General features: G+C 62.1%; 12 protein-coding genes. 4 read left to right on the top strand and 8 right to left on the bottom strand.

Features of this window, described 5'->3' with window-relative positions; all coding sequences use genetic code 11:
- Position 1: 1 nt before the first annotated feature.
- The 5 genes from ABIC44_RS07205 to ABIC44_RS07185 form a co-directional block, all read right to left on the bottom strand.
- Positions 2-427: a hypothetical protein gene (locus ABIC44_RS07205; protein WP_327556477.1), complete on the bottom strand. Its 426-nt coding sequence runs from the start codon at positions 425-427 to the stop codon at positions 2-4.
- Positions 424-879 carry a hypothetical protein gene (locus tag ABIC44_RS07200; protein WP_354294569.1) on the bottom strand — a complete coding sequence of 152 codons (456 nt, stop codon included), beginning with the start codon at positions 877-879 and terminating at the stop codon, positions 424-426. The genes ABIC44_RS07205 and ABIC44_RS07200 overlap by 4 nt, the downstream gene beginning before the upstream one ends.
- Before the next feature lie 12 nt (positions 880-891).
- Complete coding sequence (locus ABIC44_RS07195) at positions 892-1536, bottom strand: hypothetical protein (RefSeq protein WP_354294567.1); 645 nt, start codon at positions 1534-1536, stop codon at positions 892-894.
- A gap of 134 nt (positions 1537-1670) precedes the next feature.
- Positions 1671-3698 (bottom strand): S8 family serine peptidase, encoded by a 2028-nt coding sequence (locus ABIC44_RS07190; RefSeq protein WP_354294565.1) that lies wholly within the window; start codon positions 3696-3698, stop codon positions 1671-1673.
- A 900-nt stretch (positions 3699-4598) separates the two neighbouring features.
- On the bottom strand, positions 4599-6869 hold the full coding sequence (locus ABIC44_RS07185; RefSeq protein WP_354294563.1) for a MobA/MobL family protein: 2271 nt from the start codon (positions 6867-6869) through the stop codon (positions 4599-4601).
- Positions 6870-7092: 223 nt separating this feature from the next.
- Between ABIC44_RS07185 and ABIC44_RS07180 the strand changes: the two genes are divergently transcribed.
- From ABIC44_RS07180 to ABIC44_RS07170, 3 genes are read left to right on the top strand one after another with little or no spacing between them, the layout of a single operon-like run.
- Complete coding sequence (locus tag ABIC44_RS07180) at positions 7093-7752, top strand: hypothetical protein (RefSeq protein ID WP_354294562.1); 660 nt, start codon at positions 7093-7095, stop codon at positions 7750-7752.
- Position 7753: 1 nt separating this feature from the next.
- The gene (locus ABIC44_RS07175; protein WP_354294560.1) at positions 7754-7957 is read left to right on the top strand and encodes a hypothetical protein; all 204 of its coding nucleotides are present in this window, start codon (positions 7754-7756) and stop codon (positions 7955-7957) included.
- A complete protein-coding gene (locus ABIC44_RS07170) occupies positions 7954-9312 on the top strand; it encodes a hypothetical protein (protein ID WP_354294558.1) in 1359 nt (452 codons plus the stop codon). The genes ABIC44_RS07175 and ABIC44_RS07170 overlap by 4 nt, the downstream gene beginning before the upstream one ends.
- 329 nt (positions 9313-9641) lie before the next feature.
- On the opposite strand, the gene ABIC44_RS07165 is transcribed toward ABIC44_RS07170, so the two are convergent.
- The 3 genes from ABIC44_RS07165 to ABIC44_RS07155 form a co-directional block, all read right to left on the bottom strand.
- Positions 9642-11081, bottom strand: coding sequence for a P-loop ATPase, Sll1717 family (locus tag ABIC44_RS07165; protein ID WP_354294556.1), 1440 nt, complete (start codon positions 11079-11081; stop codon positions 9642-9644).
- Positions 11082-11709: 628 nt separating this feature from the next.
- Positions 11710-13437 (bottom strand): TonB-dependent receptor domain-containing protein, encoded by a 1728-nt coding sequence (locus ABIC44_RS07160; protein WP_354294554.1) that lies wholly within the window; start codon positions 13435-13437, stop codon positions 11710-11712.
- Between the two features lie 284 nt (positions 13438-13721).
- Entirely contained in the window at positions 13722-14063 is a 342-nt protein-coding gene (locus ABIC44_RS07155; protein ID WP_354294552.1) for a hypothetical protein, read from the bottom strand.
- A 357-nt stretch (positions 14064-14420) separates the two neighbouring features.
- Here ABIC44_RS07155 and ABIC44_RS07150 point away from each other — a divergent pair, with 357 nt between their 5' ends.
- Positions 14421-14900, top strand: coding sequence for a hypothetical protein (locus ABIC44_RS07150; protein ID WP_354294550.1), 480 nt, complete (start codon positions 14421-14423; stop codon positions 14898-14900).
- Positions 14901-14928 lie beyond the last annotated feature (28 nt).

The raw sequence follows: 14928 nt of genomic DNA, 5'->3' as shown, positions 1-14928 counted from the left end.
ATTACGAGCCGCAGATCATCGATCCGCGCAGCCGGATCGTCACGTTGCGACGGGTGACGATCAGCACCGCGTCGGTAGTGACCGTTTCGTAACCCATCGCCCGAATCCGGGCAGTATCCACGACTCGGATGGTCAGGTCATCGGCCCGCCAGGCGTCATGGGTGAACGGGAAAAGGGGCTTCGCATCGCGTCGTGGTTTTAGGATGACGATGCGACCGCCGACTTTGGTCATCGCCGTGTTACCGGCAGCGACGAAGTGGATCGGTCCGCCCCGACGCGGCGACCAGTAGCAACCGGTCCCGTCGAGTTTGGCCGACCGCCAGTCGGCCATCGTCGTTGCCTCCAGCACGACCGGTCGAGGTGCGGCAGCCACTGTGACGGTGGGTATCAATGCCGCGACTATGCGCAGCGTCAGCCGATACCTCATGCGTCCACCTCAATGATGCTGCGCTGGCCCATGATCCGGTGCGAGCGGGCGACCTGCGCGCCCAGTGCCTGCTGCACCAGCCAGAAAAAGGTGGCGGTCGCCGCCTGCGGCCATTCCCCCGCTAGCCAGCGGTCGATACGGAACTGGGCTGCGACAAGGCCGATGGCGAAGGCGATGCCAGCCCACCACATCGCCAGCCGGGCGGCGAGATAGACGCCATCAACGATCCACAGCCGCAGTCGCGATGCCGCCGGATGCCAGATCGCCCAACCGAACAGCGCCAGCGGTGCTGCTGCGCCGCCGCCGTAGGCAATCGCCGGGTCCAGGTTCGCCGCCACCAGACGATAGGCGAGGAACGCGACCCCGCCCAGCAGCAGCGTAGCACCGGCGGCGCGGAAGAACCCGATCCGGCCGAGCACATCGCCCAGGATCATGCCGATGAGGTAGGGCATCTGCCGCTCCGCTTAAAAAGAGGTGCCGACTGCGCCGAGCCGGGCAGTCACCGCCCGGTCGACCAGCGCGCGGGCTTCACGGTCCGCCGCACTGCTTGGCGACAGCGTCAGGTGCATGCCGGTCGAGTCCACCTCGAGCGACATCGTCTCGCCGAGCTTGCCCTGCGGTGCGATCAGTACCCGTTGGCGCGGGCCATAGATCGATGGGCCGTAGCGAGCGATCACCTCGGCACGAATCTGCTCGTAGCTGCGGCCAGCTTGCGGCGCCCGATACTGGACCAGACCAACCCGGCCACCGTCCGGCGTCGGGGTGACATTGAGCGAGACGCTCTCTTCGCCCTTGGCGGCGCTATAGCTGTACACGCCCGACCGTGCGGAGTTTGGCGGCATCTGATCGCGACGTCGGGCAACCGCATCCGCCACGACCTCTGCCCAGCTGTCGCCAGGATTGGCACGCACTGTCCACCCCGTCCGCTGCAGCAGCGCCACTGCGTCGGCCGTCTTCATGCCGGGGCGGATGCCGGCAATGTCGAGCGTCTTGGCCGGCTTGGGTGCCGTCTTCACCGGCTGTGCCACGCTCGGTACGCTGACCGTACCGCCTATCGCCAGCAGCATCATGGTCGGGATCGCCATCATTCTGCAAATCGTCATCGTCACTTTCCTCGTTCGTTGGACGCGCGACATCGTTCGCCAGGAAGCCGTGCCGACGTCGGAAATTTTGGTGGTCTTCGACTTGGTCGCCGACTGGCGGCGTCAGCCCGCAGGCGGTGCGCGTGCGGCGAGGTGGCAGGTCATCGCAGCACCAGCATCACGTATCCCGCAGTGTCGGTCGCACCTGCGACATGGCCGGCATCGAAAGCGCGGGCGATGCCGAAACGTAGCGACGACATCGGCGACAGTGCCGCCGACCAGCCCAGTTCGATGTCGAGTTCACGCGCCGATGGGACCAGATCGACCACCGCCATCCGCGTCGTCAGCGCCCCGGACATCAGGTCGTAGCTGACCGGTACCAGCATAGTGGCGCGCGCACGTTCAACACGAAGGGGTGAGGACAGACCGAGCGTCGCCATACCACCGAGCAGGCCGCGCGAGCCTTCGACTGCGAAGGCAGTGCTCAATACTGACCGGTCAAAGCGCATCATGGAAGATCCGCCCAAAACGTGGGTGGTGGCAGCCGTCGACCGCACCGAAAGCGCCACCCCGGCGATGGTACGCCGCATCGTCAGCGTCGCCATTGTCGTCGCGGCACCCTCCAGCCCGAGGTCTGGACCGCCGCTCATTCCCAGCGCCCTGCCATGCTCGGCGAGGTCGGTCAGCTCCATGCCAATCCCAAGTGGCGTCGTCACCGCGATAGTGCGCTGCCCGGTACGACGATCACGCGAGATGCCTGACGCGAACGATGCCGACCAGCCCCCGCTGGCCCAGCTCGACGATATGCCGACCGGTGTCGCGCCGATCCCGCGCAATGGCGATCCGGCAATGGCGGCACTTTGGCCGATCGCCACGTTCGCGCCCAGCGTGACCGTCTGCCCCGGTGCCGGAGAAAAGGAGGCAAAAGCCGGACGATTTGATCGCGCGCCCTGCCAGTAGCCGGTGGTCGTGGCTGGCGATACGAAGCCGAACCTTGCGTCGGTCGTGTTAGGCGTCAGCCAAGGCGGATCGACCGGCATAAGCATCGCACCCGCCAGCAAACCCGAACTCTGCGCTCGAATGCCGGAGGCGCCTTGCATACGGAAATCGCGACCGTAGCGGTCGAAGACTGTCATGCCAGCAACCTTCTTGCCCAACGCCGCCGAACCGGCGGCACCACCGAACGGAGCCGACATGCTGAGCGACGAATAACGCGCCAGTAAGGCCTGCGCGGCGGCGAAAGAGGTGGCAGGTGCCTGTGCCTGCATCGCCTTCTCGACATTGAGCAGGCCAGCGCCGAATTTTTCGTCCACACCTGCCGCACCAAGGTCGGTAGCGGTGTCGAGCAGGATGCGGCTGATTTCCTTGCCGCCGAGTTGCGGCCAATATTGCTTGAGCAGCGCTGCCGCACCGGCGATCGCGGGAGCGGCGTAGCTGTTGCCAACGACGGTAACGGCTTCGCCGTCCTTGCCCACGGCCGCTACATCAGCCGCGACCACGGCAAGCATGCGGTCAGCGAGCAAACCCGGGGTGCCATTGCCTGAGGGAGGCTGCAGGTTCTTGTCGACGCGAATACCGAACAGGAACCAGTTCTTGTTGGCGAGGTCACTGCCGATCAGGCTCTCGGTTATCTGCCCGCTAAAACTGTTCTCGTCGACGGAGTTGGAGACGGACTGAACCAGCAGCCTGTTCTGCGCCCGCACCAGATCCATCGCCGCCCGCTGTTCGACAGCGATCTGGCCGCCCGCAAAGCCGTTCAGGCTTATGCTGATGACGAACGCGCCCTTTCCGACCGCGTAGGTGATCGCGGGCGCGATAAGCGCCGCGTTCGGACCACCACCTTCCGGCACTGGTCCCGACGTCTCCGTCACGTTCGACATGTCCGGCCCGGCGATCTTGAGAGCGAGCAGCGTCGCGTCCGGCGCGACGCCCTGCATACCCCGGCCGTCACGGGCGGCGAGCGCGATGGCCGCAGTCTGTGAGCCATGACCGTTATTGTCCTTCAGATCGTATCGCACCGTCTCGGCAGGGCAGGTCCGGCAGCGGGCAATCTTCTGATCGAAGCTCGTGCTGTCCGGCGAAATCCGACCGGCGAACTCGGTCCCGTTCGTATCGATGCCGGTATCGACGATGGCGATCGTCACGCCCTTGCCGGTGATGCCTTTGTCATAGGCATAGGTGGCCTTCATCGCCGCAACGCCGGCCGATGCCTTGTACTCTACACTGTCCGCTGCCGTCGGCGGCGGTGTGGGCGCTGGCGTAGGTGTGGGAGCCGGCGCCCCGGTCGGGGGCGCGTTGCTGCCGGGCGAATTGACGCCACCGCCCCCACCGCATGCAGCCAGCAGCATCGTTGCGGTTACCACCGCCGTATTTCTGATAATGGTCGACCGCTTGCCCCGGCCCTTTTTCATCGCACCCACGACCGAACCCCCGTTCGCGTCGGTGCCGACAGGCTTTCCCAGCCGGCGGCACCGCCCCACATTGACGAGGCGGTGCCGGCCCGTGAGCCGGAGATTGACAACCTGCGGTAAGACAGGCGCGAGCGTCTTTAGGCCCCGAAGAGCCCTGGACATGCACGCCCGCTCCCCGGCCGAAACTGGTTCGGGCCGGGCATACGGCTACTTACCGACGAGGTTGTCACGCCTCGGTCCGCCTGCTGGCGAACAGGCCGACTCTATCCCGAGCAGGTTAACAATCTCAAGCGACGATCGTAGCGCCAGACGTGATCGTGAATAAAATGGTCGGCCAAGATCACCGTTCGTGTTCGGCCTTTTGCGAGGCAACCCGTGTCCTGTCCTCATCGCCCCCCATCAGTCGAGCGGGTATAGGCCTGGTGTATCGGACTCGCAGCGCATCAAAGGGCCGATCGTCCGTGCAGCGGATGGCTTTACTGTGTAGCGCAGCCACCATTCGATTGGCCGGAGCATGTTGGCGAGCAGTCGGACGCGGTTGTGGCGCGGACCGATCAAAAAAGAAGGGCATCGCAAGGCTTTCGGCAACAGGATCACCGTCCGGTCGGGTGGGATCATGCTGCCCGTGCTTTCTCTCGCGAAGCAGGTTCGCGTTGCTGCCGCGCCTTTTCGGGCGTCTTACCGCCCGTGATCGTCACGGCCTTGGCCGGACACCGTCCCGTCACTGGTATCGGCGCGCCCCCTCGGCCAAGCCGGCTGGTGCGCCCCATCCCGGGCAGTTTCCTCCGCCTGCTCCCTCAATCCTCGCCTGGTCTCTGGGTCACGGTGACCCCAGGCTTGTTCGGACGTTGAGGTCGCCGCGATACCTGCGGTATCGGTCAGGCGATCGGCTGGTGCGCCTCGCACTTCGAGATGAACCGCGCTTCCTCGCCGAACGTCATCCCCCCGAAGGTCTGGCAGAACGCCCGCGGCGTCTCGCGATCGATCATCCACACCGACTGCGCGCAGGACGCGCAAGCCGGCCAGCCCTGCGGGGGATCGGATACCGGCGCGTCGGTGAGGAAGCGCTTGATCACGGGTTCTGTCATGTCGTTTACGTCCAGGCTCGTTGCTGAAGCGATCGTTTTGGCCGAGGCCGACTGCTGTGGTCGTCAACTCACCCAAGCTAATCGGTGCATTCGCAATCTCGCGGGCGAACAGCTCAGCCAGCGCTTCCTGCACGCGTGGATCGGCCATGTGCTGGGCCAGCACCTTTCTTTCGGTCACGGACAGGCTCGCGATGTCGGCGACGAACAGTCCGTTGGCGTCGCGCCGTATCGCCTTGGCCTTGCGCTTCAGTGACGCCAGAGCCTTCCCGACCATAGCCCGCGCAATTGTCTGCGCAGCCTGTTCGGCCTTCGCCGACTCGGCATCCGCCGTTGCGGCACTACGGATATCGGCCGCGGGGTCAGAGTCGGCGGCGGCCGTCATTGTATTGTTATTCTCGGTTGCCGTGTCGGACATCAGCTCCTCCATCACCGGCATTCGCTGGCGGGCTTGTGTGACGTCGGTTTGGAGCTGCTGGATAGTCTCGTCCGCGTGGATAGCGATGGCGTCGAAGCGTTTGATGGTGCCAGCACGGTCATCGATACGGGCAATCCCGGTTATCGACACTGGGATATGTGTCGCGGCCCAGCGGCGACGAGCTTGCACAGCGCGCCGCGCCGACTCCAGGCGGAGATCAGCATTCGCCGTTGAACGACCAACCATGTCATAGGCGCGATCGAGCGCCTCTCTGACCTTGCCGCGACGTTCTGTGGGCGTGATGATCTCCATGGCGTCGTGGCCAAGCGCGATGGACGCCGCGGCAAGATGGCGCGTCACCTTCCGGCGTGCCGCATCCAGCCGGTCCGCGACATCGAGCAGCCTCTGCCGCACCCATCGCGTATGGGCCTGCAATGCCGCCAAGCGTGCGTGACGATCCTCAAGCGCGGCCAACCGCCGCGCCGACGCGGTCTCCTGCTGCCCGACCTTGCCGCGTTCCGGCGGCGCCATACCGCGCTCGCGGTTAGACAATGGCGTGTAGCGCTTGGCAATACCGGCTTCCCGCAACGTCTGGTTGACTGCGACCACCACGGCGCAACGGCGCTGCGTGATCCCGGCCGGCGTATTGATCTCGGTCCGCTTGGCAGCGGCGAAATCCCATTCATAGGGCGCGATCCGCTGGCACGGCCGCATCGAGTAGACCAAGTGCAGGTGGAAATTGCGCTGGTCGCCTGCCGCGTCGGGCAAGTGGATCCCGATGGTATAGGCCAGACCCAGCGTTTCGAGCCGGCGACAGATGCGCTCGGCCGCCTGCCGCCGTTGCATGGCAGTGAGCTCAGCCGGCAACGCGATGACCTCGACGATATAGACGTTGGCGTTGGCACGGTCGTGCTTTTCCAGCGCCTCCGATGCACGATAATGGGCAACGAGTTCGTTGCGGTCGGCGGCGATGTTCGACCACCAGCCCAGTTCCCCATCCTCCAGCGCATCTTGGCGAACCGAATAAAGTGCGGCGCGCTCCGCCTCGCCGGCACGCCAGCGCCGCCCCTTCTTCGACCCGAAGCCGCGCGGGGTGAAGGAATAGTGGATCGCGTGGCGATCATCGGGGCCACGGGCATCGGTGAGTCCCGTCGTCCCCTTCAGCATCTGCTCGACGCCACGCGTGAACAACCGGCGCGGCGTGCGTGATCCTGTCCGCGGGCGGTCGGCGTCAGCGACCCTGATCCGCAGGCGTCGCTTCAGGAACGCGTCTGCCTCCTGGTCCGTGATCGCCTTGCGTCGACGTCGCACGCCTTCCGCGATCTGCTCATCACGCTCGTCCGCACGCTTGCGGCGACTCGACAGGTTCCGCGCGCTACGCGCATCGGCAAGCGCGGCGGAAACATCCGCCGATCGCGCCTTCAACACCGCATAGTCGATCGTCACCTGCCTTGCCCTTCGTGGCGGATGAGGGGGTGGGCGCGTCGTTTGTCTGCCTCTGGCAGAACAAACCTTTATCGCGCACCACCCCCTCTACCTCCCACCTTCTGACACCGTTCTGCCTTTGGGTGCCTCCACCGACCCTGGGCAAAAGTCGGATGGTGGCTTGGTCGTTTTACCGGGGGTGGGTTGAGGCGCGCAGCGCGTCGGCTCGGCATCGCTTGCGGGCATGGACGCAGTCACCACCACCCCTTCCGATCGGTTGCAGGCGATCGCCGACGACCTTGCGGCGACCGAGCAAAGGATCGTCGACACGCTTGCCATCGTCGCCGAAAGCGCCGCTGAGCTTCGGCGTCAGTACCGCGCGGCGGACAAGCGGCGTGGCGGCCCCGGCTCGGCTGACGCTCGCAAATACGCGCTCGGCTCCACCCTCGTCATGGCGGGGCTGGACGGCATCAGCGACACCGCGCTCCTCGGGCTGTTCGCACATCCAGAGCGTATGGCGCGCTGGATGACCACCGCCATTACGGCAGGCGCGGGACCGATGATCAGTGACATCATCAGCTCGATTTTCGCTGATCCCACCCGGCTGGCCTGGTGCGATCAGTGGGGGCGTATCCTGCAATGGCGCCGCCGCAAGGCGCTCTACGACCAGGAGGTCGAGCGCTTCCTCAAGACCGGGCCAATCGATCCCAAGGCATCGTGGCGGACCAAGCCGATCAGCATCGGCCAGGCTGAGCTCGTCGCCACCCTTTGCGAGCTTCTCGCCGTGCCGGGCCCCGATCTCAAGAACCGCGGCGAGGCCTTCGAATGGATCCGCCTGCACAATGGCAACCCGACTTACTGGCGCGAGCCTTCGCTGCCCAACCTGGAGGACGACAATGGATGACATGACCACGATCGACGCGGATATCGCCGCGTACAAGCGGCTCGCCGAGGAGTATAACGAGGCGGCCGCGCGCTTCGACGCCGAATTCAACGCCGGTGGCACCGGCTATGAGGCCTTCGCCAACATGGCCGCACTCGGCGAAAAGCTCGCCCGGGCGGCGGACGCATTGAAGGGCCGTATCGACGCGGCGCAGCGTGCCCTGTGAAGCCGACCTATCGCAATCACCTCAAGGCTAACGGCCGCAAGACCGATGCGCCGAGCCTGCTCGGCGGCGTGCTGGCAAGCGACGGCGATCTCGTCGGCTTGGTCCGCGACATGCACGCACGGATCTATTCCGGTGGCATCGCCGAGGACCGGTTCGACCGCCTCCTTTTCAGCCCCTCGACCACCGACATCCGCACGCTGCCGCCTGCAATCCTCGATGCCAAGGAAGCATTGGTCCCGCTGGACCTCATCCCGACGACCCAAGACGATCTCAGGCACTTTCTGAAGCGCATGATGGTGGCGACGGGGAGAGATTTCGAGCCCCATGAACTGGTCGGAGACTGGTTCGGAGAAGGGTCGTCCGGGCGCGCCTTCGACGACCACGTCGATCGGCTTTGGCAGCTGAGTGCCGAGAAGCCCTGTTTTTACACGGCACTGGTCGGAGGGCGCCTCGGTTCTGTCGTCCGCCATCTCCAGCAGAGCCAGGCGGTGACCGACGCGACGAAGCGCCTGCGCGACCTGTTAGTTGGGCAAGCGCTGATCTGGTGCGCCCATGACGTCCAACTGGTCAGCGCACGACTGACCAAGACGCCGGACTATGGCTTTCTGCTTCCGGGCAACCGCTCGCTCGAGGGTTCGCTCAACGACCTGCGCGATCGCCGGGTCGCCCTCGACACGGTGCTCGACCTGTTCTTCGGTTCGGGCGAATGGCGCAATCGCGAGATTGAGCCAGCCTGGTCGGGCGTCAACATGTCGCTCACCCAGCACACCGATCCCATCATCCGACGCACCGCCAAGCATGTCGGACGGGCTGATCAGAATGTTGAAACCAGACTGTCGCCGACCGATGTCGCCGCCATGATGCAGCGGATCGCGGCGCAGCTTCGCGCCGATCCGTTCCTGGCCCGTACGGCAACGCCCCGAACCGGCAATGTCGAGGCCAAGGCCTATGCTATCGAGTGGTATGGCTTGCAGCGATTGGCCGCCATGAGCGTCGCCATCCGCCGCCTGATCCAGGCCGAGCAGCAGCTGCCCGCCATGATCGATGCAGTGATCGCCGGAAAGGCGTCACCTGCGATGACGATCCTGCGGCCGCTGCCCGCCTATTGCCGCGCCAAATTGCGCCGCTTGTCTGTCGCGCGACAGGTTGGACTGCTCGCCTTCTATCGCCGCACCGTGTTGGCCGATGGCAATCGCAACTCTTCGAATCCGTGGAAGGCCATCGAGGCGTCCCGAGACTTTCTGCGCAAGCGAGGACTGCGCGGTTCGGGCGATCATCATGGTTCCGTAGCCGACCCGCGCCGGGCTTTTTACCTTCTCGACGTCATCCCCGAGCATAGGGCTGCGATTGGCTGACGCCGTTTAGCGATCTTACCTCCTAGGACGGCCCAGCAACTGCCCTTATGCTCGCGTTAATCGACCGGAATGAAGAGCGGAGTACGCGCACGACGAGGCGAAGGCACTCACACCCGGACGTTCCAGCTTGCAGGCTGGACTGTCTATAACGGACATACGTTAAGCGTGATCTTCCCCGCGTTCTCGGCGCCCGATATGCCATTACGGAAAAGAGCAATCGGGAACATATTTTTGCGGAACTTATTTCCGAGAGGCTACTACGGCGCACTTTGCACGTCTGGCCGCCTCGCTACCAGTTCCCAAGCAGGAAGGTTCTACGTTTAATGCCGTTACCGAAGATTGAGGCTTTTCCACAGTCCCTTATGCAAGAGTATCCGTTCCGCCTTGGTGAATTTCGATTGCCTGTTTCTGTAAGAAAAAGTGTAATGTGTATTACCACCCGAACGATGTTGAACATTCCCAATCGCACTGCAGTCAAATAGCGTACGCAGCACATCATCGACACGATCTTCGTTTCCGCCGGATTCTATAAACTCACCCTTAAATGATGCGTAACTGAATTCGCGCTCTCGCAATGATGATAAAGTTGAAAAAACAGCCTCCACCTCCTCTACAGAGCAGTAGCCATCGAGTTCATCTTTTATTTCTGGAAGAAAATAGTTTATTGAATATGTGCGAGCGCCTGCTTTGATTTCTGCCTCTGTCGCCCTTTCACCCTTAGAAGACGACTGTACATTTTTGAGAAGCTGAAGGAAGTCTCGTGGAGTATGCCGGGTAAGATCAAGAAGCCATCGCTCAGTATAGATGCCATCTATCTTCTGGGGAAAAAAGTCAGCAAAGACATCCGTTTGCCGTTTCAAGGCAAGCGTCGCCCGCGCATTCGCTGCTTCGATAAGGCGTGAGTCTTGCGGCGATTGTGGATCGTGATACCAATCAAGAACTATTGCACTGTCCTGCCGCGCCTTATTTTTGTTAGCATTCGAAACTCGCTCAAACAAATCCGTGCGGCATAGAACAATTATTTTAGCCGGAACTCCTTGAGCCATAAACTCCTCATTAAGACGCCCGACTTCAAAAAATAATGAACCGAGAGCGGAGTTCTGTGTCCCTCTTTTCGTGATTATGTCATCCAAGCCATCAATTACAATGTAATGAGTGCTTTCACTGCGAGTAGCAAAAACTATTCCCTTTAATCCTTCCACATATAAAGCAACGTCGGCGCCCTCTATCGCCGGACCACTTTCCCTCATATACTCAAGAACTTTTGGAATTTGCAGCTTAAACCCAGATTTAGTGGTTTTTCTAACAATCGAGGCAATGTCTTGATTTGGAGCCAAGCCTAGTTGTTTAAATGCACCCATCGCTTCTTCAAAGAGGGCGGGGCTCTGATGCACTAAACCTGAATCTTTCGAAAAAGACTCTATAATGTAAACTAACATTAGCCAAGACCATGCAACTGGGTACTTGGACTCCGGCTCCGCATTACCTCGAATAATTTTTGAAAAAGGCGTGAAAGGAAAGTCTCCAATCAATACATTCTTCACAAATGTAAGCGGATCATTTTCCGCATTAATCAATAACCTTTGGCCAATACCACTCTTCCCGGATCCCTTGTATCCAAGAAATAGAAACTGGTGGCCAGCCTTTGCTGATGCTGCTGCATTGTCAATGTCAACATAACCATTGACGAGAAGCTGGGGGCGAAGCGCTTTTTCCTTTTCCGCGCTTGCGAACCCAAACTCGACTTTGCCGAAATCACCAGTTGCCATAATCCGCCGCCCCCTCGCGGTGGTAGTTTGCCGTATATTGGACATCTCTGTCCAGCGATGGTGCGCCGGTAATGTCGTTTGGTATATGCCGGTGAGGCGACCCAGCGCTTGAACGCCTGCAGAGGAAGTCGCTGGGTTGAGGTTGGGACACCCGGCAATGCAGCCCTCCCAAAATAGGAATGAACACCAAAATGATGTGAGCGCTCTCGGAGCCGATCCCGATGGGAACGTCATAGGCGCATTGCAGGGCGCTTCCAATCGGGAAGGGCGGTTATGAAATCAATCGGTTTCTGAATTGTCGCTGATGGCCTTGCTAGCGGCGGCGCCGATCAGCATGATCGCCGATGTATATCAGTATCAACCACCACAAATTGAATGTAGCAACGTATGCTATGGTAAACGCCATCGCGGATACGATACTGCCTACAAATTGCTCGGACTTTTGAAGCCGTGCGCTGCTCCATATCCCAATTGAACTATGGCCTGAAGGCCTGCGTATCCTCGATCGTCCATCAACCGCTAGAAAGCCGGGCAACCTGGCCGCTTAATTCTTCAGATCGCTAGCGATAGAGAACCCGACGTAGCGGCCGGAACTGTAGGTCAGACCCTCCGATGAGTCTGCGATCCATCAATAGGTGTTGAACAGGTTCGTCACCTGCACGCGCGCGATCACATCGCGGCGCGCCAACCGAAGTCGGTGACGCGCACCCAGGGCGACGGTCGGGCGCGACGGCAGACGGACGGCGTTGGCCTGGTCGGCGAACGATCCGCCATGTCGCGTCACCTGAATGTCGAAGGACGATCCGCTCCAACTCTCCGGATGCACGTCGAGAGCCAGCACGACGCGGCTGCGGCTTGTGCCGACAGGACGCGCGCCGATCGTGCCGTTGTCGACCAACTCCCCGGTGACGCGCGGATCGAGCAGAACCGCCCCCGCGATGAGGCTGGCGAACTGCGTCACGTCTCCGCTCAACGAACCCTCAATGCCGCGATGACGGACCTCGCCGAGCCGGCGGTAGAAGTCCGCACCGTCGAGGTTGAAATAGGGCTTGCGGACATCGAACACGCCCACCGCCGCTTGCAGCTTCCCCAGCGAGGCGCGCATGCCGGCATCGACTTGCCGCGTCCGGAGGGCGGGCGGTGCGGCGTTGCGGTTCACGGCAATGTCCGGCGCGACCTGGCTTTCCTCCAGCCCTCGCGTCACCCCGGCATAGGCCGACAGACCGGACACCACGTCGAGCGAGGCCATCAGGTTGAACAGCCACGGCCGATCGCGCGACGTAATGGCCTCGCGCCCGGGCGGGCGGACATGCTTGCGGTAATCGGTCTTCTGGATGCCGATGTTGAGGCTGCCGCGCCCCTTCCAGCGTCCTTCGTAAGCGATGCCGCCCGTCACCTGCCGAACGTCATCAGGCGTGCGCTCCACGAAGGCGAACGGCGGCTCGGCGAACGGCGCGCGCGTCGCGATGTTGCGACGGGACAGCTCGACCGCTTCCGCCTCGCCGTAGAGCCGGTCCTGACTGCGGGCGCGCACCGACGCATGGAAATGATGCAGCCGTGGACCTTCCGCGAAGGTGCGGGACACACGGACCTCTCCCGACGTGGACGCATAGCGCGACGATGGAGCCGCATAGACGCTTTCCGTGCCGGTGCCTTCTTCGTCCACATCGAGCCACAGCGTCGTCCGATCGCGGCTGACGGCGAACACTGACCGGAACAGGCCGCCCGCCAGCGACCAGTCGCCCAGCTTCGTGCGGGCGATCACGCCGGCATTGCTGCCGCGACTGGTATTGGTCGCCCAATCCTGCCCGGTGTAGCGGTGACGCTCGCGCACGCGCGGGGGGACGAACGCCCCGCTGGTGAAGTAGGTCGGCAACGCCTCCTCGCTCCAGATCGTGTCGAGGCTCCAGAACGGGATGATCTCGGTACCAGGGGCGGGGCGCCACCTGAAGCTGATCCCGCCGGAAAATATCTTCGGCGTGCCTCCAAACCACTCATTGTCCCGGTAGAGGCCGAACCCGCCGGCCGCCGACAAGGCGTCACCGGCGATCGGAGCGCGCACGTCGAACTCCACGCTGGCATCGCCGAAGGTGCCGGCGTTCAGCCGCGGGCTGAGGACCAATGCCTCGGGCGCATCGGGCAGCCGAAAATCGGCGATCCCGGTCGGCGCCGGGAATGGATAGTCGATCGCCGTCATGCCGACGCGGATGATCGAGCTATCGACGATGCGGTAGCTGAGGTCCGCCTGCTGATCGATATACAGCCCCTCGATGCGGACGTTGCCGGCATCGATCGGGGAGAAGCCGCGAACATCGTCTTCGTCGTAAAGCCCCACGGATTCATTGGCGTAGCTCACGCCGAACGCATCCTCGGCCGCGCGCGGCGTTCTGATCGGCGCGCTGCGCCGCTGCCTCGCCCGCGAAACCGAAGGTCGCGAGCGCCATCAATGCCAACTGCCTCATAGTCGCCCCCGGCAGATCTCTTACCGATTGGCCGGGGACCAACCAAGATTAAACTGAACCGGCGTTGATACCCGACCTACCTATGCCTGTTTGTTCAATTTCCCAGATGTTCGGCCCGTTCTTGAGGCACCATCCCGTTGACCGGCGATTGATATATGCGGGTATATCATCCTCAATTCTAGCCGTTCGCCCACGTCTGTCCACTTGAGGTGTTCACCGATTCCGGATCTTGCAGTAAAGGCCCGTAGAGTGAGTGATTTTTCAATTCATCGGCTTCCGCCGGTTCCGTTTCAGCTTCGACGTTGTCTCGCATAACCTCGTAGCAATGATCCTCAGCGGTAGCCTTACAACTACCTTCCAGCTGATCCGACCACTCCAACTCGCGACGTTCAACAGCTTGCCAGCTTTCAGACAGGAGATGTCGCTCAATGGCGGCGCATGCCTTCTCTTTGTCGGCAGCGGCGACGTACACCTCGCTAGTATGAAACCTGTTTCCGATAAGGGCTTTGAAAACTTGCATATTTACCTCCGCGTTCAAAATACCCTCCACGGAGTAAAAATTGTATAATGCTATTTGCCAGCTCATTTCAGTCGAGCTGGCCCTTGTTTGGCAACGATGCGTTAAAGCAGGACGCAAAGGCGACGCCAAATCTGCTATGCTGGGTCCACCGACCGGCGAACAGCACGAGTAGCGTATCAATATGAACGACCAAAAGAACGGCGTGGTGGTTCAAAGCGGCCTAATTGCCTTCCTTCGTCGATCAGCTCAGAACGGACGCATCATTCAGATTAGCCCGTTGGCACCGAAATTTCCCAATGTTCTGAGTGCCCACCTTCGGCCTTTGTGGGGCACCACTTTCCAACATTGGTGGAAAATGTGAGGCGGCTGTCGAAAGACAGCCGCCGACACGTGTTTGCCCCGATGCTTTGGCATATCGCGCGGAATCATCGCGCCGTCTTTTTCGATTCCGGCCGCCACGACGATGCCGCCGAGGCTTTGCTTGCCGATATTCACCCCTTGGGGACGATTATCTCGGAGGAAGCGGCCTCGAACGGTAGCCCCCTGCCGCCATCACGCATCGCGACGATACGCGACGGCACCTACGCCGGGCGCACGAACGAATTTGCGAAGGCCACCCCGGCAAATGATCGACGGCGGGAAGCGCACGGCGACGTCCGGGATTCGCGCGCGACCCGATTCGATGACGGGATAGAACGATTCGCCACGAAACAGGCCGAAACGGCCGACATGCTCGCCTGGGACCGATCGACATTCAGCGCTGCCTTGTTCTTCCCTCGCCCCTCGCAGAGGGGAGAGGGTTGCGCAGACTTGGCCTTTGCGAAAGCAAAGGCTTAGTCGGAGCTGGGTGAGGGGTGGGCGCTCG

This window comes from Sphingomonas sp. 1185 (assembly GCF_040544655.1).
Classification (GTDB): Bacteria; Pseudomonadota; Alphaproteobacteria; order Sphingomonadales; family Sphingomonadaceae; genus Sphingomonas.
The sequence above is the reverse complement of the archived record's forward strand: the minus strand, read 5'-3'. Positions and strand labels throughout refer to the sequence as shown.